The sequence below is a fragment of the Desulfogranum marinum genome (genome assembly GCF_016918565.1).
GTDB lineage: Bacteria > Desulfobacterota > Desulfobulbia > Desulfobulbales > Desulfobulbaceae > Desulfogranum > Desulfogranum marinum.
The window spans coordinates 1-26,486 of record NZ_JAFFQD010000027.1; the positions used below are offsets into that span (position 1 = coordinate 1).

General features: G+C 44.5%; 20 protein-coding genes and 1 tRNA gene. 12 read left to right on the forward strand and 9 right to left on the reverse strand.

What is annotated here, in order from left to right:
* Window positions 1-507: 507 nt before the first annotated feature.
* A complete protein-coding gene (locus JWH17_RS14705) occupies window positions 508-2,289 on the reverse strand; it encodes a putative Na+/H+ antiporter (protein WP_205223389.1) in 1,782 nt (593 codons plus the stop codon).
* 292 nt (window positions 2,290-2,581) lie between these two features.
* Here JWH17_RS14705 and JWH17_RS14710 point away from each other — a divergent pair, with 292 nt between their 5' ends.
* Together JWH17_RS14710 and JWH17_RS14715 are read left to right on the forward strand one after the other, a co-directional pair.
* Window positions 2,582-2,731 (forward strand): hypothetical protein, encoded by a 150-nt coding sequence (locus JWH17_RS14710; RefSeq protein ID WP_205223390.1) that lies wholly within the window; start codon window positions 2,582-2,584, stop codon window positions 2,729-2,731.
* Window positions 2,732-2,921: 190 nt separating this feature from the next.
* Window positions 2,922-3,680, forward strand: a complete 759-nt coding sequence (locus JWH17_RS14715) for an amidohydrolase family protein (RefSeq protein WP_205223391.1) — start codon at window positions 2,922-2,924, stop codon at window positions 3,678-3,680.
* A 45-nt stretch (window positions 3,681-3,725) separates the two neighbouring features.
* On the opposite strand, the gene JWH17_RS24885 is transcribed toward JWH17_RS14715, so the two are convergent.
* Both JWH17_RS24885 and JWH17_RS14725 read right to left on the reverse strand, forming a co-directional pair.
* Window positions 3,726-4,010: a DUF294 nucleotidyltransferase-like domain-containing protein gene (locus JWH17_RS24885; protein ID WP_205223392.1), complete on the reverse strand. Its 285-nt coding sequence runs from the start codon at window positions 4,008-4,010 to the stop codon at window positions 3,726-3,728.
* A gap of 470 nt (window positions 4,011-4,480) precedes the next feature.
* A complete protein-coding gene (locus JWH17_RS14725) occupies window positions 4,481-5,083 on the reverse strand; it encodes a cyclic nucleotide-binding domain-containing protein (protein ID WP_205223393.1) in 603 nt (200 codons plus the stop codon).
* 194 nt (window positions 5,084-5,277) lie between these two features.
* Here JWH17_RS14725 and JWH17_RS14730 point away from each other — a divergent pair, with 194 nt between their 5' ends.
* Window positions 5,278-5,619, forward strand: coding sequence for a hypothetical protein (locus JWH17_RS14730; protein WP_205223394.1), 342 nt, complete (start codon window positions 5,278-5,280; stop codon window positions 5,617-5,619).
* 235 nt (window positions 5,620-5,854) lie between these two features.
* On the opposite strand, the gene JWH17_RS14735 is transcribed toward JWH17_RS14730, so the two are convergent.
* Complete coding sequence (locus JWH17_RS14735; protein ID WP_205223395.1) at window positions 5,855-6,754, reverse strand: DMT family transporter; 900 nt, start codon at window positions 6,752-6,754, stop codon at window positions 5,855-5,857.
* Window positions 6,755-6,953: 199 nt separating this feature from the next.
* Window positions 6,954-9,569 (reverse strand): cache domain-containing protein, encoded by a 2,616-nt coding sequence (locus JWH17_RS14740; protein WP_205223396.1) that lies wholly within the window; start codon window positions 9,567-9,569, stop codon window positions 6,954-6,956.
* 796 nt (window positions 9,570-10,365) lie between these two features.
* Between JWH17_RS14740 and JWH17_RS14745 the strand changes: the two genes are divergently transcribed.
* Window positions 10,366-11,934, forward strand: coding sequence for a serine hydrolase (locus JWH17_RS14745; RefSeq protein WP_205223397.1), 1,569 nt, complete (start codon window positions 10,366-10,368; stop codon window positions 11,932-11,934).
* 440 nt (window positions 11,935-12,374) lie between these two features.
* Here JWH17_RS14745 and JWH17_RS14750 read toward each other — a convergent pair whose 3' ends face one another.
* The 3 genes from JWH17_RS14750 to JWH17_RS14755 all read right to left on the reverse strand — a co-directional run bounded on the left by JWH17_RS14750 (window position 12,375) and on the right by JWH17_RS14755 (window position 14,512).
* On the reverse strand, window positions 12,375-13,736 hold the full coding sequence (locus JWH17_RS14750; RefSeq protein WP_205223398.1) for a mechanosensitive ion channel family protein: 1,362 nt from the start codon (window positions 13,734-13,736) through the stop codon (window positions 12,375-12,377).
* A gap of 370 nt (window positions 13,737-14,106) precedes the next feature.
* On the reverse strand, window positions 14,107-14,340 hold the full coding sequence (locus JWH17_RS24660; RefSeq protein ID WP_369125061.1) for a DUF6538 domain-containing protein: 234 nt from the start codon (window positions 14,338-14,340) through the stop codon (window positions 14,107-14,109).
* Window positions 14,341-14,436: 96 nt separating this feature from the next.
* Window positions 14,437-14,512: transfer RNA gene (locus tag JWH17_RS14755), tRNA-Ala, on the reverse strand.
* Between the two features lie 228 nt (window positions 14,513-14,740).
* On the opposite strand from JWH17_RS14755, the gene JWH17_RS14760 reads away from it, so the two are divergent.
* The 5 genes from JWH17_RS14760 to rodA all read left to right on the forward strand — a co-directional run bounded on the left by JWH17_RS14760 (window position 14,741) and on the right by rodA (window position 20,964).
* Window positions 14,741-15,778: a rod shape-determining protein gene (locus tag JWH17_RS14760; protein ID WP_205223399.1), complete on the forward strand. Its 1,038-nt coding sequence runs from the start codon at window positions 14,741-14,743 to the stop codon at window positions 15,776-15,778.
* Between the two features lie 144 nt (window positions 15,779-15,922).
* Window positions 15,923-16,777 carry a rod shape-determining protein MreC gene (gene mreC / locus JWH17_RS14765; RefSeq protein WP_205223400.1) on the forward strand — a complete coding sequence of 285 codons (855 nt, stop codon included), beginning with the start codon at window positions 15,923-15,925 and terminating at the stop codon, window positions 16,775-16,777.
* Window positions 16,778-16,857: 80 nt separating this feature from the next.
* Window positions 16,858-17,394 carry a rod shape-determining protein MreD gene (gene mreD, locus JWH17_RS14770; protein WP_205223401.1) on the forward strand — a complete coding sequence of 179 codons (537 nt, stop codon included), beginning with the start codon at window positions 16,858-16,860 and terminating at the stop codon, window positions 17,392-17,394.
* Window positions 17,395-17,814: 420 nt separating this feature from the next.
* Window positions 17,815-19,848 (forward strand): penicillin-binding protein 2, encoded by a 2,034-nt coding sequence (mrdA, locus tag JWH17_RS14775; RefSeq protein ID WP_205223402.1) that lies wholly within the window; start codon window positions 17,815-17,817, stop codon window positions 19,846-19,848.
* Between the two features lie 6 nt (window positions 19,849-19,854).
* Window positions 19,855-20,964, forward strand: coding sequence for a rod shape-determining protein RodA (gene rodA, locus JWH17_RS14780; RefSeq protein WP_205223403.1), 1,110 nt, complete (start codon window positions 19,855-19,857; stop codon window positions 20,962-20,964).
* A gap of 74 nt (window positions 20,965-21,038) precedes the next feature.
* On the opposite strand, the gene hemH is transcribed toward rodA, so the two are convergent.
* Window positions 21,039-21,992 (reverse strand): ferrochelatase, encoded by a 954-nt coding sequence (gene hemH / locus JWH17_RS14785; protein WP_205223404.1) that lies wholly within the window; start codon window positions 21,990-21,992, stop codon window positions 21,039-21,041.
* A gap of 273 nt (window positions 21,993-22,265) precedes the next feature.
* On the opposite strand from hemH, the gene JWH17_RS14790 reads away from it, so the two are divergent.
* The 3 genes from JWH17_RS14790 (at window position 22,266) to JWH17_RS14800 (ending at window position 26,378) form a co-directional block, all read left to right on the forward strand.
* Complete coding sequence (locus JWH17_RS14790) at window positions 22,266-22,811, forward strand: cold shock domain-containing protein (RefSeq protein WP_205223405.1); 546 nt, start codon at window positions 22,266-22,268, stop codon at window positions 22,809-22,811.
* Window positions 22,812-22,942: 131 nt separating this feature from the next.
* On the forward strand, window positions 22,943-25,639 hold the full coding sequence (gene polA / locus JWH17_RS14795) for a DNA polymerase I (protein ID WP_205223406.1): 2,697 nt from the start codon (window positions 22,943-22,945) through the stop codon (window positions 25,637-25,639).
* Window positions 25,640-26,003: 364 nt separating this feature from the next.
* Window positions 26,004-26,378, forward strand: a complete 375-nt coding sequence (locus tag JWH17_RS14800) for a PilZ domain-containing protein (RefSeq protein ID WP_205223407.1) — start codon at window positions 26,004-26,006, stop codon at window positions 26,376-26,378.
* The last annotated feature ends 108 nt before the right edge of the window (window positions 26,379-26,486 follow it).

Genomic DNA, 26,486 nt, shown 5'->3' on the forward strand with positions numbered 1-26,486 from the left:
GCAGATCGTTTATGCTGTTTTTTCTTCATGGAAATGGTGACTCCTTATTGTGGTAATTTGGTCGTTAACACTTTAAGGATATTGCCATTTTCATGATTTCTTTTCAACTATCTGCAGGATTTAGGTACTATTTATAGGTAAACTTATGCAGCTTTTTTTTTTGAATGGTTTTGCCGGTGAGAGTAATAACAGGGAAATATCAGATAACTTTGATGGAGGAATGGCAATAGTTGGGAGTACTATAAAAAAATTGACCAGGGATATCTAGTGGTGTTCTTCAAACTCTTTTCGCTTTTATCGGTGAGTATAACAAACTGCCAAGGTTTGCTTTGCTCAGTATTGGCCGGCATGACGTATACTTCCTGATGAGGTTTTAGCACAGAGTACGTAGAAAATCCTCCCGGACCAAAGTCAACATCTTTCCACTAAGCCGCGATTAGTAGGGCAGATCCGGGCCTTCAAGTAACACCCGGGAAGCTTGTCAACCCGGATGTATTCTTATCGAGTCTATAAAAGTAAAAAGCAGAGAGCCATAACCAGTGTCGGTACAAAAGCGTAGATTAGCAGGAGTAGCGGGGATATACCGTTGCTGAAGTAATCTTTCAGGAGTGCCTGCCCTGCTGGATTCGGGGCGTTTGCAATTACAGTAAGTCCACCTCCGGTAACTGCACCTGCTACCACCGCGTATTTCAGACTATCGGTAAAACCGGGGACCAGGGTACTCAGATACGTTATGGCGGCATTATCGTTAAAGGCTGTAAGCACGGTTGCACTCAGCATCAGAGGCAGTTCGTGCAGGCTGCCAAGCACAGGGCCTATCCACCACCCCTGCAGTCCGCCGTGAATGACCAAGCCACCCAGAAAAAAGCCTACAAGTATAGGTGATTTGAGATTAACCGTGTTCTGAAAAGGCCATGTAACATGGGAAAAGCCTATAAAAAAGAGCAGGCCGGATACAAATATTGCCGGGTAATGGGCAGTCGTAATAGTCCAGACCATAAAGCCCACATGGATGGCCGTAATCCAACCCGGAACATCACCGCAACGTTTATCCCAGTTGGGGTCGATAAGCTTTGGTCTTTTGTCTCTGGGGAGTAACCCTGGTACAGAGACACACATTTGCTGGGTCTTGAGGTCTTCAAATTCCTGTTCAAAGGTTTCTTCAAGAAGAGTACAATCTGTGTTGTCGAGGCAGTTACACGCTGTTAAGGTAGACTCTTTCGCAGTACTCTTAATTCGCTCAAACTCTTGTTGTAAATCATGGCCTATGCGCTCCTCAGCCATTTTTAAATCTTGTTTAAGAAAATCGCTGTGGATATATTTTTCCCTGATTTCATTTTTGAGCAGGGAGAGCATAAAGTTCTTTTCCAGGCCGGCAATTTCTTTTTTAAACACCCAAAAGACCATGGTGTTGGATATGAGAATACCAATAACAGCCTTCCAGCCGAAAGTAGTGAACATGAAGGGAAGATTCCAATCCCAGGAAGCCGCGACCATGAGTACCGGTGGGGCGGCAAAATGGGTAAGCGTTCCTCCTACCGAGACATTGACAAAAAGCAGGGCAATGGTGGCATATTTAAATTTATTGCTTGGTTTTAATTCATAAAATTTTTGTGCCAATAGCATCGCAGAAATTGTCATGGCAGCCGGTTCTGTAATAAAAGAACCCAGGATTGGCCCCAAGGTCATGATAGTTAACCACCACGCCGCCAATGTACCCTGAAAAACTCCGGCTATTCGGCTCATAATATTTTCCGATAGTTTCAGAATAGGGCGGGAGGATGCCAGCGTCATGATAACCACCACAAACATCGGCTCTGTGTAATTGACGCCACTTATATAATTGACAAAGGTATGCCAGTCATAGAAGAAAATAACAGCAGCAGTAAGCACCACTGCCCAGAGACCAAAGATAACCTCAACTTCTCCAAGAAAGTGAAAGAGCTCTGCAAGCAGATGGGTAGAGCTTTCTGATGCACGGCCAGACTCGATCTCTTTTTGATGCTCTGCCTTCCACTTATGCGCATAATAAAGGAATTTACTGCTTAGAAATGTATGAATAATAGCAGCCAGAAAAATGAGACTGGCCACCAGGTTAAACGGGGTGTGGCTGATGCGATGTTTAAGAATAGCTCCTATGCCGACAATATCAGCATCATGATAACTTGCAAAGCTTGGTGGGAAATTAATAGCGGCTTCATGTGATTCCGGGCCACCTCCTCCCGCATAGACAGAGGTCGAAAGCAGCAAAAAAAATAAAAAAAGGATGATTTTTGCACACATTTTCATAAACTTCCTTCAGCTTTTTTAGTCGTTTTTTGTGAAAAGCAGATAGCGTACTGTAGAGTTCAATGTAAATAATCTCATATGTTCAGTGGGATAGCCTATCCAGTTTATACTTTTTTGACAAGAATAATACAGGCGGTGTGGCTAAAGATAGGCAAAGGTTTCAATCGTGGATTCTGAAAATGGAAAGCAGGTTTTATGCCATCTTACCCGATGAGATGCCTGTTGAGTATGTGGGGCAATTTTTCAGGAAAATCTGGCCGACCTTTTGCTTCTCAATGGTGACTTACGTTCCATGGCTCTGGGCAAAAGATCCTCTTGGGCATTTGGCCGGCTTGATTTATGGATTCCGCTTGCTTCTTCTTCTGTAACTATTCAGCAGCACCCCACGGAGTCTGCGCTTACCTCTCTCCACGATCTGCCCGCTCAGCATACCGATGTATAGCTAATCGGTCAGCTTGTGAACATTTGGAGCACTGCTGAACAGTTACATTTCGGGGTAGATTGACAGTTTTTAGATCTTTGCTGAATAGTTACCTTCTTCTTTTATTAATTGGGGGTGTCTTGAAAAAATATTGTTACCGGGTTCAGGCTCAAGATAGGTATTGCTACAATTAAATTATGCGGAGGAAAAAATGATTATTGATGCGCATGTGCACTGCGGTATTCAGGACAATTCTCCACCACAGGCTTTGCAGGACTACCTAGACTATAGCAGCGGTTCCGGTATTACAGGAGCTGTTATGTTTCCTCCTGTTGCCGAGATCTATGATCGCTGGGATTATCAGTTTGAAGATACTGTCTATTGGCAGAAAAGACGGCAGCGTGCCAACGAATATCTCTTGTATATCGGTACAGATGATTTTCAGGTATTCCCTTATTTCTTTATCTGGAACGATTTTGCAGTTGAGCAGATAACCATGGAACATAAGGGGATCAAATGGCATCGCCACGATGATGAGCCGGAGTACCGCTATACCAGTGAATTGTGTGAAAAGGCGGTGGAGGAAATCAGGAGACGGAATATGCCGGTGGTATTGGAAGAGGAGCTGGCTAATACCCTTTGCTTTATTCAAGAGATTGCCCCAGGGGTCAAGGTTATTATTCCTCACCTGGGCGGCCTCAATGGTGGTTATGAAGCCATTAAGGCTAACGGCTTGTGGGCACTGCCCAATGTCTATGCCGACACCGCTTTAGCCGCATCACATGAGATGCAGGATTATATTCACCATTATGGTACCGAGCGATTGTTTTTTGGTTCGGATTTTCCCTTTGGCGATCCAAAAAACGAATTAAAAAAAGTCTTGCGGCTGAAGGTCTCAGAGCGGGAAAAGGACCGTCTTGTTGCCGGAAACATTCTTGATTTGCTGGCCACAAGTAATATCACCAGGTAACTAGTCACAGTACAATCTAAATGTTCGGATAAAGTCTTTTCAGTTTTATCCGCGCATCATCCGTCTTAAATTGCCAATGGACCTGCGTCTGCCGGTTGTTTCGATCCAGTCGCGGAAGCAGTGCTGCCATTCTGCCCGCGTTTCTCTCCATTCCGGGTTTGTTGCCATTATGTCGCCCGCGCATTTATAATATCCGCACCTGGCCAAACCGTCACATACAAATTCCGCAATGTCGCTGAAGTAGGCGCCGTGCTCCTGGGGATTGTATGCGTTAACAAGCATAAGGCCATTATCCTGGTCAGTAACAAACAGCTGCTTATCCCGGGCCATGGATCCAAACGTGAAAAAAAAGGAAAAGGAGGAGGGCCCAATTGCTCCTGGGCCAATTCAATGAGTCGCTGCACAAAACTTCTGCCGATAACGGCCATTGCGGTGCCAACCATATGAGAATTGGCGTCTTCATTGACCATGCGGACAAAGCTGTCTTTTACCTGGTGGGACAATGCTTCAAGATCTTCGACCAAAGGTTGTTGAAAGATAGAGTTCACCAACAGCAGACTGTTTTGTGACTCATAACGAACGATATCGGTTAATTCTATGACACCAACAGGCCACCTGTCTTTCATGATGGGAAGATGCTTGATACTGCATCGTAACATCATCAGCATGGCCTCGTACACATATGCGTTATGATCAAGGCTCAATCAGCTATGTTGTCATAACCTCGGCTACTGGAGTATCGTACGGCAGCCCGGAAGCCAGAATACGAATACAAAGATCCCTATCCGTCAGGATACCGATTATCTGTTTTTTTCGGTTTTTTTTTCGAACTCGCTTCTTTTTTCCCCAACCATGACCGCAGGCACATTCTCCTCTGCCATTGTTTGAGCGGCAAGCTGAATGGTGGTCTTGCCGGGCATTATAACCGGTTCGCGAGTGAGCAGGTCTTTCACCTTGACTGTTGTCAGATCATTATCGCCGACAGTAGTGACGGCCTGATGTAGCCGGGTACTGTTTTCAAGTTCTACAAAGTCTGAAAAATCTTCGTTTTTCGAGCAAAAATCATGAAAAATATCTTCAGGTAAACGATAAACCAGCGTGTCTTCAATTGCTTTTGCTTGCAACCGAACCAGATTGTTCATCAACAATCCCATCTGACCGAACAGATCCCCCTGTGCAAGGCGATTATATAACTTGCCGTTGCTCTGGTATATTTCGACAGCACCACTTCGAATCACATAAAGATGATGGATCCTGTCTCCATAGCGCAAGATATCACTGCCTGCCTGGGAATAGGCAACCTCCATCGACGACACTGCACAATTTACAGATTCAACAGGCAAAGTATCAAAAGGCGGGTATTGAATGAGGAAGTCTCTGATTTCAAATAACTCCATATCCATCAAACGTAATCGTCACAGTTTTGAAACTGAGAACTCTCATAAATAATTGATTAAAAGGAGTTTTATCCATTGAAAGGGATTGCAATTTCCGCAGTAATTGAGCTTATTGTCATGCGTACCCATGTGTTGCACCGCTGCGGAAAAAGAACATATACATATTACCGACCAAATAGCAAATACAGGATGACTAAAAAATGTTTGTAGAAGATCATGTAGAGTTTACCGGATTATCGGGAAAGACCTATACATTTGAGGTGTATCCAAAAAGTGCTCAGCTTCCTGAAACCGGCGGTATTTTTATTGTTACGTATATGCATCCGCGTGGTCATCGAGCTGGATTCAAGGTAAATGCTCTTCACGTTGGAGTGGCTGATAATCTTCATGCAGCGGTACATGCTCTCAAAACAGAAGAAATGCTTTTGAAAAAATGCTGGAATTATACCTGCATAATGAACCTTGATACACCTGTTACAAGAGATGCATATTGTGCTGACCTGAATGCGCATCTTTCGTTGGAGAAGGAGAGAGGGGACTGATTGCCTGTTTCGGCAATGTTAAATATGGTATGGCCATGGAAACAAGGATGTGCCTGAATGAGCAATCTCCCCGGCCGTGAACATTTTTGATATCTAAGAATCAGGACCGGGAAGAGTCTAAAATTTCAACCCTACGTTCAGTGATGAGGTCTGTAAAGAGTATGTGCTGTCCAGGCTTAAAATAGAACTTGGACACAATACCCTGGGGTAAAGAGGGACTAACCTTAAACGACGATTAGCCTTTTTTGCGCTGTAAGGGTAAATTAAAGAGCAACAGGCCGGAGAAAATGAAAAAAATTCCAGCGATATGATAGGTCTGAAAACGCTCTTCCAGGAAAATCATGGCCAGTAGAGCAGTAAAAAGTGGCAGTAGATTGATATAGAGACCAGCGCGATTTGCGCCAATTTCGTAAATCCCCCGATTCCAGCATAAGTAGGCAAGAATGGATGGAAAGAACGCAAAGTAAATCAGGCTGAGAATAACCGATTGTGACACTACCCAGGGAGGCTCTGATTGTATTTCCCAAAGGTAAAGTGGTAACAGGAAGACAACACCAACAGCAAAAGTCGCGGTTAAAAAACTCAGTGGGTGAATATCCGGCCGTTTGCGTAGCAGAGCTGTGTAAGTAGCGTAAAGAATAATTGCCAGCAACATAATCAGATCGCCGATTACAAATTCCAGATCCTTCAGTCTCTGCATGTCGCCCCGTATAATAATATAGCCGGCTCCGCCAGCGCAAAGAGCGATGGCAAACATCTGCCTTAACGTAATACGATCACCAAACAGAAGAAAACTGATCAGGACAATAATAGCCGGCATAATGGATTGAGTAAGTGAAATATTAATAGCTGTGGTCGTGTGAGCTGCCGTGTAGAGAAGAACATTGAATGAAGCAATACCTAGCAACCCGAGCAGAAGAATGGTTTTCCAGCCTTTTTTTATTTCGGGCCAGTCATTGCTTACATAGGACCACGTGAATGGGATCAATACCGATAAGGCGATGGTCCAGCGCCAGAAAGCTAAGGTGATCGGTGGAATTTGGTCGGCAATAAACCTGGCCAGGGTTGCATTTCCCGCCCAGAAAAAGGGGGGCAAAATCATCAGCAGGTAGACCCACTTTAAATTAGGTTTCATATCGGCCAAGGTTAAGGTTATCATATTGAAGGTCGAGACATTTTCATATTCCCTTCACTGAAAGTCTTGTCTGTATGCGAGCCCCCGTTGGCAAGGGAGCATTATATTTACAGAGGCGCAAGTTTGATCAGAAGAATTCTCGTTTTATTGCCAGAGGGAAAATAGTGACAGACCGTACACAGCATTTGCAGTCGAGATCCTATATTTTATCTTCCAAAACCTCCCGTATTGTTCTGGACAATTCCTCACGCAGTATTGGTTTTGACAAAAAAGCTTTGATGCCGATGGCATCGGCTTTCTCCCGAGTGATTAATTCACTGTACCCTGTACACAGTATGATGGGTGTTTGCTGCCTGATACTCAATATTTTTTTTGCTAGATCCATTCCGGTCATTTTGGGCATGGTCATGTCTGTGATAATCAGGTCAAAGCTTTCTGGTGCGGCACTAAATGCATGAAGCGCTTGCTGACTGTTTGAAAATGCTGATATCTGATACCCGAGATCTGTTAATGATGTTCTCATCAGGTCCACAATCATCTGGTCATCGTCAACTAAGAGGATTCGTTCAATTCCAGTCTGTAGGACAGTATCCGGTTGTTCGGCCTTGTTTTGGATATCATTGTCGATTTTGGGAAAGAAAATGCATACACTGGTTCCTTGGCCTGGTTCACTGTAAACCTTAATTGTTCCACCACAGTTTTGTACTATCCCGTGCACTACAGACAGCCCAAGTCCGGTTCCTTCCCCGATTTCTTTGGTGGTAAAATAAGGATCAAAGATTTTGCTGAGCGTGGCTCTATCCATCCCGTACCCTGTATCACTAACTTCCAGTCTCAGATACGTTCCTGGGGACAGTGCCACTTCAGAATATGTAAAATCTTCTTTCAATATTGTTCGTTCAGTTAGAGAAACGTTCAGAATTCCGCCCGACTCCCTCATTGCATGATAGGCGTTGGTGCAGAGGTTCATGATAATCTGATGGATCTGTGTTGCATCTGCAAGGATTGTCCCGGAATCTTTTGGAACATCCTGTCTGATCTCTATCGTCGTGGGAAGAGATGATCGTATAAGTTTTAGTGCTTCCTTGATTATAAAATCTAATTGAATAGGTTTTTTGTTCAGTTCTGATTGTCTGCTGAACAAAAGAATTTGGTTCACCAGATTCTTTGCACGGAGTGCTGCATTTACAACCTGGCTCTGCATCTTTCTCGTGTAATCATCAGGGGGAAGCCTTTTCTGGACCAGTTCCGCATAGCCTAATATAGCAGACAAGATGTTGTTGAAATCATGGGCGATGCCGCCTGCAAGCGTCCCCATGGCTTCCATTTTATGGGATTGGGCGAGCATGGCTTCGAGCTTCTCTTTTTCTTCCTCAGCTTTTATCTTTTCTGTCAGCTCGATCCCTGTGCCGACAATATAACTGTCACCAAAGTACTCTATATGTTGAGTCATGTATAAAATCGGAATCAATCTGTTGTCTTTGGTTTGGGTGTAAAATTGAGTGGTTAAGTTCCCGGTTTTAAGGAGTTGTTTTATAGCACTGTTTAAAGTTGGAATATCAGCAACATCGACAAAGGTGGTGATGGGAGCATCTTTTAATTCATCTGGAGAATAACCGAGTATTTTCACATATTGCTCATTCCATTTTTTCATTACATATTGTTTACCTTCAAGCTTAAACAGAAAAAACACACCGGGTAGACTTTCAATGAGATGATTAAAAAATGCTTTTTCTTTTACCAAATCGTTTCTGACCTTCGTCTGTTCGCTTACATCCCTGCCTTCTGCCAGAAGTGAAATGATATTTCCCTTTTCATCACAGATAGGGGAGAGGTTGAAGTCTACGTTAATTGCGTCTTGTTTATCATTTTTATGAATACCTTCAAAACGGCAGAATTTCCCTTTTGAACTGGCGTCGATTGCTTCGTGTAAGCGATTTTTTAATTCTTCTCCTTGCCACCAGGGAGTTTCACAAAAGGGCTTTCCAAGTACATCTGTTTCGCCCTTGGCTATAAACCGCAAAGCAGAACGATTAACCTTGGTTAATATGCCTTCAGGTGTAAGTGTTCCGATAAACTGAATGGTATGGTTAAATATCGCTGAAAGCTCACGTTCCGCTCTGTGCAACATCATGTTTTGTATGTGGATTTCTTTCATTGAAGCCCATACCAAAGCGAAAGTAAGACTCAGTAAAATAAAAGTTAAGCCAACTATTTTAATGACATAGCTGAATTGGCTGTTACGAATATCTGTCATATACTGGCCGGTGCCGATGTAACAATCTAATTCAGTAATACCAATGATATAGGAAATTTTTTCTTGAGCAGATACCTCTCCTGGTCTTTGGTAATGATACGATACATACCCTAGCCCTTCTGGTGATTTTGCAACATTTATTAAAGTTCGTATAATGTAAACGCCATGGGCATCTTTCAAGTCCCACATATCAGTCATTTCTTTTTCAGGTTCAAAGGGTTGGACCAGCATGATTCCGTCATAGGAGCTCATGAAAATGTAATTTTCACCAGTATGGTCATTGTAGATCATCGTTCTAATGAAGTTGCGAACCTGTTGAAGAGCATTATCCTTAGATATTTTCTGATTACGGTAGTCTACGAGTATCGGTTCAATGGAATTTCTGGCAATCTGAACAGCCTGTTTGAGAGAAATCAGTCTTTGCTTTTTCGTTTCGCCCATGTATTGGTTGGCAAGATAACCGGAGGAACAAGCAAATACAAAGCCAAGGATCAGGCCGATACAGATTATTTTTAATCTGGCCGGCCTTAAAATTGATTTTTCACCAGTAACACTCATATTTCCCCTAGATACCTTCAGCCCACAAATAGATTAGTTGATTTTGAAAACATGTATTCCGAATTATTAGACGATAATTAGACATTTTAATCAAATCAGATCCATATAAAATGAAATAAGTAGGGTGGGCGAAATCGATATCGTTGGTATATTTTTAATATTATTAGTTTATTAGGCCTAGTGGGTGGGGTGAAGGTAAGCGTGGGGCGTTGCTAAATAGTTACTATTTTTTTTTACTCGCTTCTCCTGGTTGACCTCGATGACAATACAATCATGATAAACAAGCGGCTATATCTCGTCCAATGAGGAACTAACCCGAATTTCTCATGAACATTGTGTCAACCTGTCAAATTACAAACAATCTTTATATGTTATACAAACTAAGATGAAGTTGAAAGTTTTTCACAATGTTCACCAAAGGTCAGTCCATCCAGCACCATTTTCTTCAGTATTTTGGCAATGAATATAGGCTACTATGATTCATTGCCAAAAACTTTGAAACTGGCGCTGCCTGAACTGATGAGAAATCCAGGCTAATCGACAATATGCTCTCTGTAGCTATGGCCACGCTATCGACTACATGAGTTTGGTTCTTTTTTATAAGACCAATTGTATTTCGTTATCAATAATGCTAACCATCTGTTACCCTTTATACGGCAATGAATTTACATCAGAGGCTGATCTGGTATACTCTGATGTATACAGAAAACGCATCCTCTACGCTTTCAACTCAATATTTATAATAATCATGTCTTTTTTCTTTCGTATTATTCCACTCCTCGCGCTTATTTGTACTATGAGCTTGGTTTCGACAGACCAAGCTAAAGCAGATACACAGAAATATGACCTGGTCTTTGTCTGGGACAAGGACCTCAACAGCGTCCTTGATTATAAAGAGGAACTGGAAACACTTTTTGAGCCGGATACCAGCAAGCACCTTAAAATTGTAAAAAGAGACAATCAGTATGGTGTGATTTATGACTGCAACGCCTCGCTCCAGGCTATCCTTAAAGTGATCGTCAAGCATGGCGCAGTCCTGCAGGAAGCTGGACTGGACCAGGCTTTTGCCGTCCAGGACAAGGGGTATCATGAGCTATTTAATGTCAGTTACGGCTATGGACCCAACTTGGACGCCATGAAAAAAAACTATCAAATAATATATACATATCTTGGGAAATCCGTAGGAAAAGATCTCTATATCGAACAGGATGAGAAAGAGAATTATATGCTGGTCTACCGTCGGAACGGAGATCGTTCTTCGACTTTGGTCGTGGCCAAGCGGCACGGTCGTTTGCTTCGTAAAAAAGGGATAAAAACAACCATCACGGAGGAACTCAACAATCAGGTCGTCTATGGAGAGTCCACTTATCTCCATGGAGAGGAAGAGATACAACCAGCAAGCAAAAATGAAGAGATTGCAGTGCTTCCGACAATTACCGCGCAACAAACTCCTTCGCTGGTTGTATTGCGACCTGAAAAGTTAAAGGTCGCTATCCATGGAAATGCTGCCAAGGCATTAACCCCGGAAGCCATAGCTCCAGTTACAAAACCACCCAAAACCACTGCTGAACTTAGTAAAGCCTCTAATTCCCATATCGAAAAGAAAATTGAGAGGTACATCAAGCAGTTACGCAAGAAAGGTAAAATTCGTGGTGACGAAAAAACCGGTTGGATGGTTTATGACCTTAACCGTGATATCAGCCTGGTTGATATTAATGCCGACCAAACGTTTCAAGCGGCAAGTATGATTAAGCCTTTTCTTGCACTTGCTTTTTTTCACGAGGTTCGTCAGGGTAGACTGATATATGGTCCTGAAAGCAGGAGAAAAATGGAGGCCATGATTCAACGCAGCAGTAATTCAGCAACAAATTGGGTCATGCGGCAGATAGGTGGCCCTGCCACGTGTCAAAGGCTATTGACACGCCATTACAGCAACCTGTTCAAACAACTTCATATCGTTGAATATATACCCCAAGGGGGGCGTACTTACCGCAACAAAGCACTCCCATCAGATTATATACGCTTTCTTCGAGCTCTATGGAACAAAGAGCTTCCCAATAGCAAAGAAATACGTCGGCTCATGTCTCTCCCCGGCCGAGATAGACTTTACTATGGGACACCTATTCCTCAAGGGACGCTGGTTTACAATAAGACAGGAACCACTGCCCATCTCTGTGGCGATATGGGAATTCTTGCCCCTAAAACTAAAAATAGTGAAAGGTTCCCATATGCGATAGTCGGCATTATTGAGCGCAGCTCCCGTCCGTCTAATTACAAACAGTGGATGCAGTCCCGCGGCGGCGTAATCAGACAGGTTTCCACGCTTGTTTATGAAGATTTAAAAAAGAAGCATACATTGCTATGAGCATCGTTAAAAAACGTTTCATCACTCCGGTGTAAACTTACTGCAGCGAAGGTCAGGGAGTAAGCAGGGTGTCTGGACGTATCAACCCTGAACAGTCCTTCTTCGAATGTAAACAGGCATCAGCTTCTTAAAATATAGATATTTGCATTGGCAGCGGCAGTACACAGCTGGAAAGAAATTTGGTGTCGGAGGTCGGAGGTGGTACTACTTTTCAACTATCGAGCCAAATTGTTGAACCTGTAGTCTTCGTGATTTGTCTTCCGTCGAGCGATTGCAACGTGTGATGCAACGAAGTTAAATACACCCGTCAAGCGGATACGGATAAAATGCCGTCGTATCAGTGTAGGACATAATATCAGACGATTTTTTACCTGGTGTTTTGATAGTGCGATGTATGAACAAACAATGAATTAAACCATTATTCAGGAGAGCATCTCCTCTTATCTGTCCACCAATAATTGTAGATGTGGGTATGGTATATCTATATCCTCAGCCTGAAAGCGCTGGACAACTTTTTCATAGATTTCCGTTCGAACTGACCCTACTCCACGTTCAGGGTCTGCTATCCAAATACGAAGTTCCATGTTAATTGCACTGTCGCCGAGTTCCGTGATCCGAACAGACGGCGTCGGCAGCTTCAATACGCGAACACATTCCATACTGATGCTTTTCAGAATCTGACCAGCCTTTTGAAGATCTGTTTGATACGAGACCGAAACGGGAATGCCAATGCGAACCTGAGATGACGAATGGGTAAGGTTAGTGATGTCATTGGTGATGAGTTTTTCATTAGGAATAATATGCTCGACTCCATCTCTTGCCATTACAGTTGTATAGCGTGATTTTACCGCTTTTACCTCGCCCCAATAACCTCCTAAACCTATTACATCTCCTGGTTTGACGGCTTTATCCACTAACAGAATTAATCCGCACACGAGGTTTGAAAATACATTTTTTAGACCAAACCCCAAACCTAGCCCAAATGCGCCTGAGAAAATAGTTAAAACACTTATATCTAATCCGAGCAGATCGAGTGCTATCGCCGCCACTAAAAACCATGCAACTGCTCTAACGAAAAAGACAAGAAGTTGTCGAGCCGAATGACTAACATCATTTTCTGCTTCTAATTTACGATCAATCCATTTCGTTGCTGTCTCAGAGAGCCATAAAAAAAATACAACTAGAAAAATCGTACCAATAATATCCAGCATATTAGTATGTAGGCTACTGACATCAACTCGATGAATTGTCAGCCATCGAACAACAACACCGAGCACTCCGCCAAGGTACAACGCTGAAATGCTCCAGAGAAGAAGAGCGAGTATCTTCACTCGAAATGAATTAGAAACAATGGACGTGACTACACGTATGACCACCCATGCGCCAGCCAGATTTGCAGCCAGTGTCAATAACGTATCGTCAATGTTCAACATGTTTGTCATCGTTACCAAAAGCAGCAATAACACATACACCGACAGATGGAACACTACAAGTGATAGCGACGAATATAGTCGACGTAAAGCATGGCTTTTAATGGATGACTCACTCGATGCAAGCTTAAGCAATCTCCCCCTAGATTTTTTTTGAATTACGATGGCTATGCAAACGACAACTGCGATAACAGTCAACTCATACAAAGAATCTATTTCAAATAAATGTTCCTGCAACCAATGCCACATGGATGACAGAGTGAAAAGGACCATCTTCATTCCCTGGAGTTGGTTCAGCGCATCACCCCAGCTAATTTCTACACTATCACTTGAAATACGAATAATAGACTCAGTTTTTGTCAGTGAAGCCATCTTTGTTACAGTAAGAAGAGGTATTCTAGGAAAGATGAGAGAACCATGATCGGATTATACAGGGATGCAGTGGGAAAATAGTGAAAAGGGGTGATTAGCTCCAAGTATTATCTGATACATAGACATTGCAAACATGCCGTGACTGATCAAGATAACTGATGGAAAATAAGTTACGGGTGTACATCTTGTCAACGTATTAATTCTGTAGTCAAAAAAGATATGCGAATAGTAATCACTATGTCTCGCAGTCATCGAATAGGACATAGAAAAATATGCATCCTTCTCAAAATTGATGTTAGAAACAAATCATTGGACAGCATTTGCTTGTGCTATCCATGTTATATCAATTGAGCCGATAAGAAAGCAAACATTAAGGGGCTTTGTCCCGTGCAGTACGAATAAAATGGAAGACTCCCTGGAGGTACTCAAGGAAAGGTGCAAGATATTGTCTTGCCGTCCAGGGAGAATGAGTCTTCAGCGAATATTTTAAATCAGGTTTGTTGAGAACAGGCTGGATATCATTTGGAACACGATATCTGAAATATATGGGACCAGCGGAAGACTGCTGAAGATTCTCTGGTAGGTGTAAAGAAGAAAGGCCCATATTGACTCCTCCCTGTGTACGGGATTGTGTACAATATAGGCCCTATCTGCTGTCTATCTCTAAATAATTTAATGGTTACTTAAAGTTAGACTATATTGGTGGAGCTATGCGGGATCGAACCGCAGACCTCTTGACTGCCAGTCAAGCGCTCTCCCAGCTGAGCTATAGCCCCGTAACGATTAATTGAGCGATTCTCTACCATGTATTGGGGATGGCTGTCAAGATTAATTGTTTCTTTTTGGTCTGGTAAACCTTAGACGTTGCCAACTACAAGTACAATTGGTAATGTGCCATGTTCATTGTTGATGCCGATAAAATAAAATACTTCCCGGCACAAAGATCTCGTAAAGAATGCTGAATAGGCAGTTAAAAAATATCTCATTTAATAGGTGATTTCGGAATGTTTTCTCCGTTTAATTTTCTTTTTGGTTGGATGTCCAACGATCTTGCGGTTGACCTTGGCACTGCCAACACCGTTCTTTATGTGAAGGGCAAGGGCATCGTCCTTCGCGAACCATCGGTTGTGGCTGTTCGTCGTGATCAGCGCGGAAGCCGGGTGTTGGCTGTGGGTAGAGAGGCCAAAGAGATGCTGGGGAAGACTCCAGGTAACATCGCCGCTATCAGGCCCATGAAAGATGGTGTTATTGCTGATTTTGAAGTGACCGAGGCCATGCTTCGTTATTTTATCAACAAAGTACACAATCGAAGAACTTTGGTGCATCCCCGGATCATCATTTCCGTTCCTTCCGGTATCACTCAGGTTGAAAAACGTGCTGTGCGTGAATCTGCGGAATCGGCAGGGGCCCGCGAGGTGTATCTGATCGAGGAGCCCATGGCCGCCGCAATTGGTGCTAACCTGCCTATTACAGAACCGACCGCTAACATGATTATTGATATCGGAGGTGGTACAACCGAAGTAGCTGTGATCTCACTAGCGGGCATTGTCTATGCTAAGTCTGTGAGGGTGGCCGGAGACAAGATGGACGAATCGATTCTGCAGTACATCAAACGCAAGCATAATTTGGCCATTGGTGAGCGAACTGCAGAGGAGATAAAGACAACTATCGGCAATGTGTTGCCTGAAGAGCCATACGAAACCATGGAGATCAAGGGACGTGACCTTGTTTCCGGTATTCCCAAGACATTGACCATAACATCCAAGGAAATTCAGTCCGCCATTGCAGAGCAGGTCGATGTCATTGTCGATGCTGTACGAGTGGCGCTAGAAGTAACACCCCCGGAGTTATCAGCAGATATTGTTGATCAGGGGATCGTGCTTACCGGTGGTGGTGCGTTGCTGAAAAATCTTGATAAGTTATTGAAAGATGAAACAGGTATGCCGATTATCGTTGCTGATGACCCACTGTCTTCGGTTGTGCTTGGGTCCGGCCAAGCTTTGGATAATTTGGAAATTCTTCGTGAAATTGCCATTGATTAGTCTGTAGCATTCTCATAGTTACGATGCGTGCCATTGGTTGTTACCTACCGGTTGCTGTAAGCAGCTGGGGGTAAGGCCAGGCGTGCAATGTGAACTGATAGCCGGCCTGCTCTCGTTATGGGGACAGGCGTCTTCTTTTTTCCAATGCGTAAGAAAAGTACAAGGAAATCAAACAGCCGCTTTCGGTTATTCAGGTTGGTCATTTTTGCCGGCTTGATTATGACTTTGGCATTCATTTTTCTGGTGTCCACCTTAGGCAATCAGAAATTTGGTGGACTGCATAAACTTGTCCTTGAAACCACCGGACCTGTTCAAGAGGTAGTCACCTCCGGCGTGAACTATCTGCTTTCTTTCAAGCAGGGGTATCTCGAAGTACTGGGTGTCCGCGAGGAAAATAAGCGGTTATGGAAAGAGTTAAAGGAATGTCGGGCGTTGTTGCATAAGAGTAGGGAAGCCATGGCAACCAATGCTCGATTGAAAAAATTACTTGCCTTTAAGGATGCAGCTGATTTTCCAGTTGTTACCGCATCGGTTATAGGGAAAGATCCTTCGATGTGGTTCCGTTCTCTTATTATCGATGCAGGGACCAACAGCGGTGTCGTTAAAGGAAGCCCAGTGGCTAATAGCGAGGGGATTATCGGCCAGGTTATTACGGCTTCTCCCAGTTACTCCAAAGTGCTGTTGGCCATTGCTCCTTCCAGTGCGATTGATGTTTTACTGCAGAAGTCCCGAGTCCGTGGCGTTCTTAAAGGGTCTGGCAAGTTAACTTACCGGCTTGAATATGTATTGAAAACCGTTGAAATTGAAGAGGGAGACGTTGTTGTTACTGCCGGATACGGCGGGATGTTTCCCACTGGAATGCCGGTTGGGGTGGTCTCAAAAGTGATACGCAAACGACGCGGCATGTTTCATGAAATAGAAGTGACCCCTTCTGTTGATTACAAAACACTCGAAAATGTATTTGTTCTGCAGCGCAACGAATCGGCTGTGGACGAGTAGTTGTGTGCAGTCTTGCCGTTTTCCTGCTTTGTGGCAGCAGGTAAGGCGGGCTGGACAGCAATAAAGGGAAGGATAATGCAATGATTGTTATCGGTTTCACCGTGCTTGGTGTGCTGTTGGTTGTTCTGCAGACTAGTGTCTGCATGATCCACCCGGTCTGGTTGCTTGCTCCTGATTTTTACTATATTCTGGTAGCCTATCTGGCTTACCGTCTTGATCTGTTGCGAAGCTTGATCATCCTATTTTTTCTGGGGTGTGTTTTGGATGTTTTTTCCGGAACTATCCTGGGGATGTACTCTTTGCTCTGTTTCAGTGCTTTTTTTCTCTTGCGCTATGCTGCCCAAAAAATGCCGGTGAGTGAGTCTCTTTACCAGGTGCCGCTGGTAGGCGTTAGTTATCTGGTTATTTCGTGGATAACCTATATCCTGGTGTCGATTTTTGAACCTGGAACGTTGGTAGAGTGGTACTGGTGGAAGATGATGGTCCGGACATGTTTGATAGTGGCTTTTGCGTTCCCTTTGTTTCGTTTTTTTGAATATGCCAATCATTGGTTAAGCAAAGGGCTTTTTGCCTGGAAAAAAGTTCGGGTAAGGACCGATAACAGGTATCGGAGCTAGGCCGAATTTCTCGTGAGCATTATGCTGTTTGAAAAAATAAATGATTTCAATCTGATGCTTTAAAAATAATCAAATACACAATCAAAAACTGTTCACCGAAGGGCAGCTCATATTGTGCCGTTTTCTTCTGTATTTTTGCAGTAAAAGGTAAGCGTAGACTACGCTTACCCCGAGTCTCCGCTTACCTTTTACTGCCGCTAACTTAGAACCTGGCAGCGCCTGAACTGATGGGAAATCCCGGCCGGTTGGTGACGTTCATAAATAGTTTTTTAATCCTATTTGACTATTATGTTCAAAACCCTATCCTCAGATTACTTGCTGTATGGCCTGCTGCAAAACTTGTCGCACGCACGAACTTAGGCTAAAATCCTCATTTATGGATAGCCACTGGTTGAAAATGCATCGTTATTGTAAGACACTATGAAAAATATCAGACGGAAAAATCGTCGGCGTCCAGAGCCGATGCTAGCTGCGGAGCGCAAAAAAGACCCAGGGGTTACTAAGCTGACCCCCCGTGATGATAACGAGCTTGACGCGTATAAAAAACGGGCTCTTTATGCCGCTTTCGTGCTTCTCTTCTTCTTTGCCGTTATTATCAGCCGATTGTGGTTTCTCCAGATGCAAAAAGGAGAATATTACAGGGAGTTAGCGGATTCCAATCGAGTTCGTTACCTGGAAGTGGCTGCACCAAGGGGCAATGTTGTGGATCGTTATGGTCGGGAGATAGTGACCAATCGCCCTTCGTTTAATGTGGTGTGGGTACGTGAAGATAACAAGATTGATGATGAATGGCTGAAGAAAATCACCAGAATTTTAGGGGTTGATGTATCTGATATACTCGAAAAAATAAGAAAAATGGCCCACAACCCTGGTCATATACCCGTGCGTCTGGCTGAAGATATAGACTGGGAAACCGTTGCCAAGATAGAGAACAATCGCATGGATCTGCCGGGTATTAAGATTGAAGTGGTTCCGCTTCGGGTCTATCATTGGGGTAATCATGCCTCACATTTAATCGGCTATCTTGGCGAAATAAACAAAAAGCAGCTTGCTGCGTCTGAACCAGGGATCTATCGCGGCGGCGATTTGGTCGGTAAAATGGGTTTGGAGCGGCTGCGTGAAAAAGATCTGCGCGGTGAAAAGGGGCGGAATTATATGGAAGTTAACGCCCTTGGATTTGAACAGAAAAACTTGAAAGGCATTGAGCCGCTACCTGGTAATGATTTGCGCTTGACTCTGGATATGGAACTGCAGAAAGCTGCAGAAGAGATCATGGATGAACAGGATTATGCAGGGGCGGTTGTTGCCCTGGAGGCAAATTCCGGGCGATTGCTGGTGCTTGCCAGTGCTCCTGCTTTGCATCTTGATGAATTTGTGGGGGGCATATCACATAAGGCGTGGAACGCTATGTTGGATAACCCGCACCACCCATTGGTCAATAAGCTGGTACAGGGGCAATATCCTCCAGGTTCTACGTATAAAATCATTACTGCACTTGCAGGGTTAGCCGAAGGAGTTATTACGCCCGACTCAGTCATCTATTGTCCGGGGCATTATCGCTTTGGTAACAGGACCTACCGGTGTTGGAAGCGGGGCGGCCATGGGGCTGTTAATTTGAAGCGGGCCCTCTCCGAATCCTGTGATGTCTATTTTTATCAAGTCGGGCAACGCCTTGGGGTGGACAGGCTGGCAAAGTATGCCAAATTATTTGGCCTGGGGGAAAAGACCGGTATTGAGATGGAACATGAAAAACCGGGGCTTGTTCCCACTGCTGCCTGGAAGAAAAACCGGTTTGGGAAATCCTGGCAGGAAGGGGAGACACTCTCAATCGCTATCGGCCAGGGGTTTAATTTGGTTACGCCGGTTCAGTTGGCATTGATGACCGCTGCCCTTGCCAATGGAGGCACGCTGTATAAACCGACGCTTGTAGAGGAAGTAAAAGATCCTGATGGTCACGTTATCGAATCGTTTACGCCGGTGGTGCTGGAACGACTCAGAGGACAGGGGCGAAATCTTAAACTTGTTCGGGAAGGGCTGGTAGAGGCTGTAAATGGAAAACGCGGTACAGGCAGGCGGGCCAGAGTATCGGACAAAAATATTATGGTCGGCGGTAAAACCGGTACTGCGCAGGTAGTTCGCCTTAAGCAATACATTCATCTTAAGGAAGAGGATATCCCGTATAAGTACAGGGATCATGCACTTTTCATCTGCTTTGCTCCTGCGGAAAATCCGGAAATTGTTGTTGCCGTTGTGGTGGAACACGGTCTGCATGGCGGTAGCGCTGCAGCACCGGTGGCCAGAGCGGTGTTGGAAAAATATTTTGCCGGTAAGTATGCGCTGGAAGAGATTGATACTGTGGTTGTTCCGCAGCGTATGTTGGAAGGAGATAGTCCGTTGCTAGTCAACGATATTGCCGGAGATATACTTCGGCAGCAAACTCAAGTGATACAGTAAGGGTTCATGTTACGTTTTGATCGTCGATTAATTCTTCATTTTGATTGGGTGATGCTGCTCATGCTGGTTTTGGTATCCGGTATGGCACTGGCTAATCTCTACAGTTCTACTTGGAATGGGAGCGGGAGCGCTTCGCCTGTATTTTTTAAGCAGCTCTATCTCTTTGTTGCGGCTTTGTTTTTGATTCTGCTCTTTATTTCGGTTGATTACATTGAGCTGGCAACCTTTGGTTATCTGATGTATGGCGGGGTGGTCCTTTTATTGCTGTATACCACTTTGTTTGTGGATACCATTGCCGGTACCCAGCGTTGGATCAATCTTGGTTTTTTTAAGCTGCAGCCTTCTGAACCGGCAAAGTTGACCCTGGTACTTGTGCTCGCTTCCTGTTACTCCAAAAATGAAGTCCGTGACGGCTATCGCATCCGGGATCTGATTAAGCCGGGCATTCTTACGGCTATTCCCTTTGTACTAATCATGATTCAGCCTGATTTGGGGACGGCACTTATGCTTGGCATCCTTTTTGTGTCCATGACCCTGTTTGTCAAGCTGCGTTGGTCAACTGTCGGCATTCTTGGTGGTGCCGGCCTGGCGTGTGTTTTATTTGGATGGAAATACCTGCTCAAAGATTACCAGAGGCGGCGTATTGAGACCTTTCTCAATCCTGAGGGCGATCCGATGAACCACGGATACCAGATAATGCAGTCAAAGATTGCGGTTGGAAGTGGTAAAACCTTTGGTAAGGGGTTTATGGAAGGAACCCAGGGACACTTGAATTTTTTGCCTGAGCGCCATACTGATTTTGCTTTTTCGGTATGGGGAGAGGAGTGGGGCTTTGCCGGAGCAGTGTTTTTTCTCAGCTGCTATTTTTTTCTGCTTCTCTGGGGGATTAATATTGCCCTGAGTGCAAGGGATAAATTCGGGGTACTGCTTGCCTATGGGCTGGTAATGATGATTTTTTGGCAGGCCGTTATTAATCTTTTTATGATTATGGGCTTTTTACCGGTTGTGGGAATTCCGCTGCCTTTGTTCAGCTATGGTGGATCCTCCTTGATAACAACCATGGTTGCTATTGGTATATTGATGAACATACGTATGCGTCGGTTCCAAACTACCTGATGAAGCTGCGAGAAGGGAAGTTGAGAGTTTTGCCCAAAATGCGTAAAATGTCACGACGCAGGAGGGCAAGGTTTTTACGACTTCATCAAAACCAATTGACGTAGCCCTTCGATAAAAAGCGGTTCAGTGTTCAGGCCACTGGTTACTGTATACCGCATGCCCAGATCTTCGGCTAATTTTCTGTACTCGATGTCCAGCTCGTAGAGTGTTTCCACATGGTCGGAAACAAAGGAAATGGGCACAATGAGCAGATTTTTGCACTGGTTGTGGGCTAATTTTTCAATTGTTTCCGGTGTTGACGGTCCTAGCCATTCTACCGGCCCACTTCGGCTTTGATAGCAGAGGTGACCTTTCTTTCCCGTTCGCTCTTCAAGGGCTGCAATGGTCTTTTGCAGGTCGTCCACATAGGGATCGCCTTCTTCAATGAAACGCACAGGCAGACTGTGTGCACTGTAAACAATTTCAGCCTTTTCCCCTGCAAAGGAAAGAAGGCCTTCATCGATTTTTGCGGCAAGGCTCTCTATGTATTGTTGTTGAGCCGGCCAGGAATCGATTTTTGTTATGCCGAGATTGAGCCCTAATTTTTTTGCGGTGTGGTCCACGTCGGAAAATGATGAGCCGCTGGTTGCTATTGAGTAATGAGGATAGAGGGGGAGAGCAATGATTTCCTTGACCCCTTCGGCAACCAGTTGGGTAAGGACCACTTTTGCAAAGGGATGCCAGTAGCGCATGCAGGAACGGACCGTAAAGTTGCCATCGTGTGCAAGGGCTTGCTCAAGAGCTGCTGCCTGCTGGTCGGTAATTTTACGAAGTGGTGAGCCGCCCCCTATTTTGCTGTAGTTGACTGCGCTTTTTGGTGCCCTGCGCCTGGCTATGAGGGCAGCGATCGGTTTTTGTAAAAATGACGGACCTAGTCTGATAATTTGTCTATCTGAAAAAAGGTTGTAGAGAAATGGTCGAATATCTTCAATTTTTTCGGGGCCACCAAGGTTTAAGAGGAGCACGCCTTTTTTAGTATGTGTAGTCATAAAGCAAGAGTAACCAGCGTTTGGCGTTTAGGTCAAGAAAATGTAATCCTACCCCTTGATTTATAAGATAAAGAATGGCTATAGTCAAAGTATGGTTACTTTGTTTTCTCACACTTCCTCATCTTTCTTGTCACATCCCATTATTGTTCAATATTATGCTATGCTCGGGGGAGCAGTGGTGCGTTTGTGTCGAAGTCTGTCAGGATTGGGAAAACAGAGTTCTGTTGAGAGGCGGCATGGGGCCGCCAACGCTATAAACAGTGGAGGATATGTATGGAACTGAAAATCGAAGCCAAAAATCTCGATATGCGAAAAGGTTGGCAGGATAAAATTGAGGGAGAGCGCGATAAGCTTATCCGTCATTATGCCGGTTTGGTGCATCATCTTCGCGTAACGATTGAGGCTACCCCTGGTTATAAAGAGGGGGGATACGAGGTTCGCTTGGTCGCTTCTGTACCTAACGATACTGTCGTTGTAAAACGTTGGGGAGAAAATGTCAGGCCACTGTTGGTTGAGGCATTTGATGTGCTTGGTTTACAGCTCAAAGAGAAGGTAAGGAAAAAACAAAACCACAAAGGAGCCAAGGCTGCACTCGGAGCAACCGTGGATACCGCAGCATCCGGAGTGATTAGACGGCTTTTCCCCGAAGAAGCCTATGGGTTTATTGTCACTGGTGATCAGCAGGAAATATTCTTCCATGCTGGAGCTCTAAAAGATATTTCCATGAGTGATTTATCCGAAGGTGATGCCGTAACGTTAGCTGTTGAGGAGGGCGATAAAGGTCCTCAGGCATCATGGGTAAAGAGCGCTTCCCTCTGATAGGTATTTTTTAAATTACTAACAGCCCCTGCCGTTTGGCAGGGGCTTTTTATTTACCCCTATACCTCAAACCCTGGTAAGGGCCTCTGAATACTTATTTTTCAATCGTTTTCTTCTACCCGCAATATGCCATGACCACTCAAGAGATATACATCATAGACGGTAGCGCCTATATTTATCGTGCCTACCATGCAGTGAGGCCGCTGACCAATAGCAGTGGGTTGCCGACCCATGCTATCTACGGTTTTGCAACCATGCTGAAAAAACTCATCAACGAAAAGAGCCCACAATACCTTGCCATCGCTTTAGACAGCCGTGGGCCGGTTTTTCGGCACGATATGTTTTCTGAGTATAAGGCAAATAGGCCGCCGATGCCCGACGATCTCGCTGTTCAGGTGCCCTATATACATTCGCTGATAGAGGCTTATAATATTCTCAGTCTTGCCGAGACCGGGCAGGAGGCTGACGACCTTATCGCCTCGTCGGTTGCCAGGATGACTGCTCTTGGGTGTCGAATTGTCATTGTATCAGGCGACAAAGATTTACTGCAGCTTGTTTCCGACCAGGTAACCCTGTGGGATCCTATGAACGACCGGCTTATGGACGAAGGGGCTGTTGAGGAAAAATACGGTGTTTCAGTTGCAGGGCTGCTCGATTATTTTGCCTTAACCGGCGACAGTGCCGATAACATTCCAGGTGTACCGGGGGTCGGGCCTAAAACAGCACAAAAACTGATGAGCCGGTATCAAACACTGGAGGGTTTGTATGGTGCTGTTGATGAGTTGAAAAAGTCGAAGATGAAGGAGCGAATTATTGCCCATCAAGATGATGCTTTTCTTTCAAGAGATCTGATTCGGCTCAACCGGGAGGCTAATGTTCCGTCGCAGCTTGAGCAATATGTTGTTCAGCAGGTAGACCATGATAAGTTGCGCAGTCTGTATACTGAGCTCGAGTTTCATTCTCTTCTGAAAAATGAAGTCAAAACCACCAAGGTGAGTACGGATGCCTTTTTTCTCGTCCAGGATGAGGAGCAGTTAGATGGGCTTTGTCAGCAGCTCGCATCGGCTTCCCATGTGGTGCTTGATACTGAAACCGACTCTTTAAATACTCGGGTTGCAAATCTCGTGGGTATCTCTCTGTGTCTCGATGATAAAGCTGCCTGGTATCTCCCCTGTGGGCACGTGGAAGATGGGCAAAGAGTCTCCGGTCAACTTGATAAAGACGTTCTTGTTGAAAAATTACGACCCTTTTTTGAAGATGAGGAGGTCGTTAAGGTGGGACATAATCTAAAATATGATTATGCAGTGTTAGCCTCGCCACGCAATGGTGGAGTGCAACTCTCGGGGCCGCTGCATGATACAATGATAGGTGCCTGGTTACTTGATCCGGGGCGGAGGTCATATAAGCTGGATGATCTCTGTGAAGAAATTGACCTTCGTCTCACTTCTTTTGCTGAAGCGGTGAAAGGAGATAAAAAAGATGATGCGTTTACCAGGGTCGAACTCAATGCTGCAAAGGATTACAGCTGCGAAGATGTCTATGGTGCATGGCAACTTTTTACCAGACAGCGTGAACAGTTGAAAGAATGGGGCTTGCTCCCATTACTTGAGAATGTGGAGGGGCCATTGGTCAGAGTCCTTGCCTCCATGGAAACAGTGGGTATTGTTGTTGATGCCGATACTTTGGCAACCCTTGCCCATGATTTTGGGCAAGAGCTTGTTCGTTATGAGCAACAGATCTATGCTGCTGCCGGCAAAGAGTTTAATATACAGTCCCCGAAACAGCTCGGCGACATTTTGTTCGAAGAACTTGAGTTGCCGAAGGGGAGGAAAACGAAAACCGGATGGTCAACAGATGTCAAGGTTTTAGAGAAATTGAAAAATTATCATGAGTTGCCTGCGTTGATTCTCCAGTATCGCAATATCGCCAAACTCAAGTCAACATATGTGGATAAATTGGCAGCGCTCCGTGATCCGCAAAGCGGTCGAGTTCATACTTCCTATAATCAATGCGGGACCGCTACCGGAAGGCTTAGTTCAAGCAATCCTAACTTACAGAATATTCCGATAAGGACAGAAGAGGGAAGGCGCATTCGATCAGCCTTTGTTGCTGAAAGCGGATGGCAGCTCCTGGCCGGCGATTACTCCCAGGTCGATCTTCGGGTAATGGCGCACTATTCACAAGACCCATCCTTGATTGCTGCTTTTAAGAGAGGGGATGATATCCATCAGCAAACCGCTTCACAGATTTTCTCTGTTGCCTCGGAGCTGGTAACAGCAGAAATGCGCCGAGCAGCCAAAACAATTAATTTTGGCATTGTGTACGGCATGTCGAGCTATGGCCTGGCCAACCAGCTCGATGTAAGCAGGAAGGAGGCGCAGTCATTTATTGATCGCTATTTTGCTCATTTTTCCGGAATAAAGGATTTCATGGAAAAGGTTGTAGCTGAAGCCAGGGAAAAAGGGTTTGTTACAACATTGACAGGGCGAAGGAGAAGCGTACCCGAAATAAATAGCAGTAATCGAACTAAACGCGAATTTGCGGAGCGTATCGCTATTAATACACCCATTCAAGGCACTGCCGCCGATATTATGAAAAAGGCCATGTTGCAGGTAGATGGAGAGCTGAGGAAGAGCGCTTTTCAGGCCAGGATGATTCTCCAGATACATGATGAGCTTGTTCTTGAAGTACCTGACGGAGAGCTGACAGCAGTCGCTCGGTTATTGCAGGAATCAATGGAAAATGCAGTCGTTCTTGATGTACCGCTGACAGTGCATCTTGATTCTGGTCAAAATCTTGGCAAAGATGAACGTATTTCGTTGATATAATGAGCGCTGCATACTGCCCTTAGTGTTTTTTTCCACGATTAAGGATATTTCTTATAGCCTGTTCCGTTTTTTCGGATTTTTTATTTTTGTTGTTGCAGATAGGGCGACATTCAGGTTCTGAAAACGGCTATTGTCGGTGTTTGAGTATTTTTAAGACAAGGAGCGAATATTGCATTAAAATGGGCAACGGGTATATTTAAATTGGGAGGAGAGAATATGAGTCCTCGGCAAGCAATACGAATTCTGATGCTCAGTCCCATTTATTTTCGTTTAAGTCCTGCACAACGGTGGAAATTAGTGCGCGAATATTGTCAACTCATTGAATTGTGTAAATCGTAATGTATTTTTTCGGTGATTATGTAAAATGATGCCGCAGGCAATACGCAGGGAAGAGCGGCGTAAGCATCCACGTTATAAGGTAAAGCAAGGGACGCTGGCCTTTGTGGAAGCAAATCCTTGCGAAATAATTGATATCAGCGAATCAGGAATGGCCATCAATTACGTCGCATTTAATGAAAGACGTATTAGCAGTTACAAATTTGATCTTTTTTCTTCAGATAAAGAGACGTATCTGCCACACATTCCTGGTGAAATAGTTACTGAAATAGCACTCGTCCCCCCATCCCCCTTTAGTGTAATCCGCACTAAACGACTTGGTGTTCAATTTGAGGACCTCACTCTGGATCAGCGGTCATTACTTCGGTATTTTATAGTCCAAAGCGCTGGTAGAGGAGTCTAACCCAAATTTCTCATGAGCATTGTTTCCACTTGTTTAACTCTAGGTTATCTTCAATTATTTTTTTATGTTGAGCAAAGTCGTATGACAGTGCAACTTTGCTCAATGGTT

Excerpts from the sequence above, each read along its gene's own strand:
- JWH17_RS14705 (WP_205223389.1), bottom strand. The coding sequence starts at position 2,289 with ATGAAAATGTGTGCAAAAATCATCCTTTTTTTATTTTTTTTGCTGCTT.
- JWH17_RS14710 (WP_205223390.1), top strand. The coding sequence starts at position 2,582 with ATGGCTCTGGGCAAAAGATCCTCTTGGGCATTTGGCCGGCTTGATTTA.
- JWH17_RS14715 (WP_205223391.1), top strand. The coding sequence starts at position 2,922 with ATGATTATTGATGCGCATGTGCACTGCGGTATTCAGGACAATTCTCCA.
- JWH17_RS24885 (WP_205223392.1), bottom strand. The coding sequence starts at position 4,010 with ATGGCCCGGGATAAGCAGCTGTTTGTTACTGACCAGGATAATGGCCTT.
- JWH17_RS14725 (WP_205223393.1), bottom strand. The coding sequence starts at position 5,083 with ATGGATATGGAGTTATTTGAAATCAGAGACTTCCTCATTCAATACCCG.
- JWH17_RS14730 (WP_205223394.1), top strand. The coding sequence starts at position 5,278 with ATGTTTGTAGAAGATCATGTAGAGTTTACCGGATTATCGGGAAAGACC.
- JWH17_RS14735 (WP_205223395.1), bottom strand. The coding sequence starts at position 6,754 with ATGAAACCTAATTTAAAGTGGGTCTACCTGCTGATGATTTTGCCCCCC.
- JWH17_RS14740 (WP_205223396.1), bottom strand. The coding sequence starts at position 9,569 with ATGAGTGTTACTGGTGAAAAATCAATTTTAAGGCCGGCCAGATTAAAA.
- JWH17_RS14745 (WP_205223397.1), top strand. The coding sequence starts at position 10,366 with ATGAGCTTGGTTTCGACAGACCAAGCTAAAGCAGATACACAGAAATAT.
- JWH17_RS14750 (WP_205223398.1), bottom strand. The coding sequence starts at position 13,736 with ATGGCTTCACTGACAAAAACTGAGTCTATTATTCGTATTTCAAGTGAT.
- JWH17_RS24660 (WP_369125061.1), bottom strand. The coding sequence starts at position 14,340 with ATGGGCCTTTCTTCTTTACACCTACCAGAGAATCTTCAGCAGTCTTCC.
- JWH17_RS14760 (WP_205223399.1), top strand. The coding sequence starts at position 14,741 with ATGTTTTCTCCGTTTAATTTTCTTTTTGGTTGGATGTCCAACGATCTT.
- mreC (WP_205223400.1), top strand. The coding sequence starts at position 15,923 with ATGCGTAAGAAAAGTACAAGGAAATCAAACAGCCGCTTTCGGTTATTC.
- mreD (WP_205223401.1), top strand. The coding sequence starts at position 16,858 with ATGATTGTTATCGGTTTCACCGTGCTTGGTGTGCTGTTGGTTGTTCTG.
- mrdA (WP_205223402.1), top strand. The coding sequence starts at position 17,815 with ATGAAAAATATCAGACGGAAAAATCGTCGGCGTCCAGAGCCGATGCTA.
- rodA (WP_205223403.1), top strand. The coding sequence starts at position 19,855 with ATGTTACGTTTTGATCGTCGATTAATTCTTCATTTTGATTGGGTGATG.
- hemH (WP_205223404.1), bottom strand. The coding sequence starts at position 21,992 with ATGACTACACATACTAAAAAAGGCGTGCTCCTCTTAAACCTTGGTGGC.
- JWH17_RS14790 (WP_205223405.1), top strand. The coding sequence starts at position 22,266 with ATGGAACTGAAAATCGAAGCCAAAAATCTCGATATGCGAAAAGGTTGG.
- polA (WP_205223406.1), top strand. The coding sequence starts at position 22,943 with ATGACCACTCAAGAGATATACATCATAGACGGTAGCGCCTATATTTAT.
- JWH17_RS14800 (WP_205223407.1), top strand. The coding sequence starts at position 26,004 with ATGATGCCGCAGGCAATACGCAGGGAAGAGCGGCGTAAGCATCCACGT.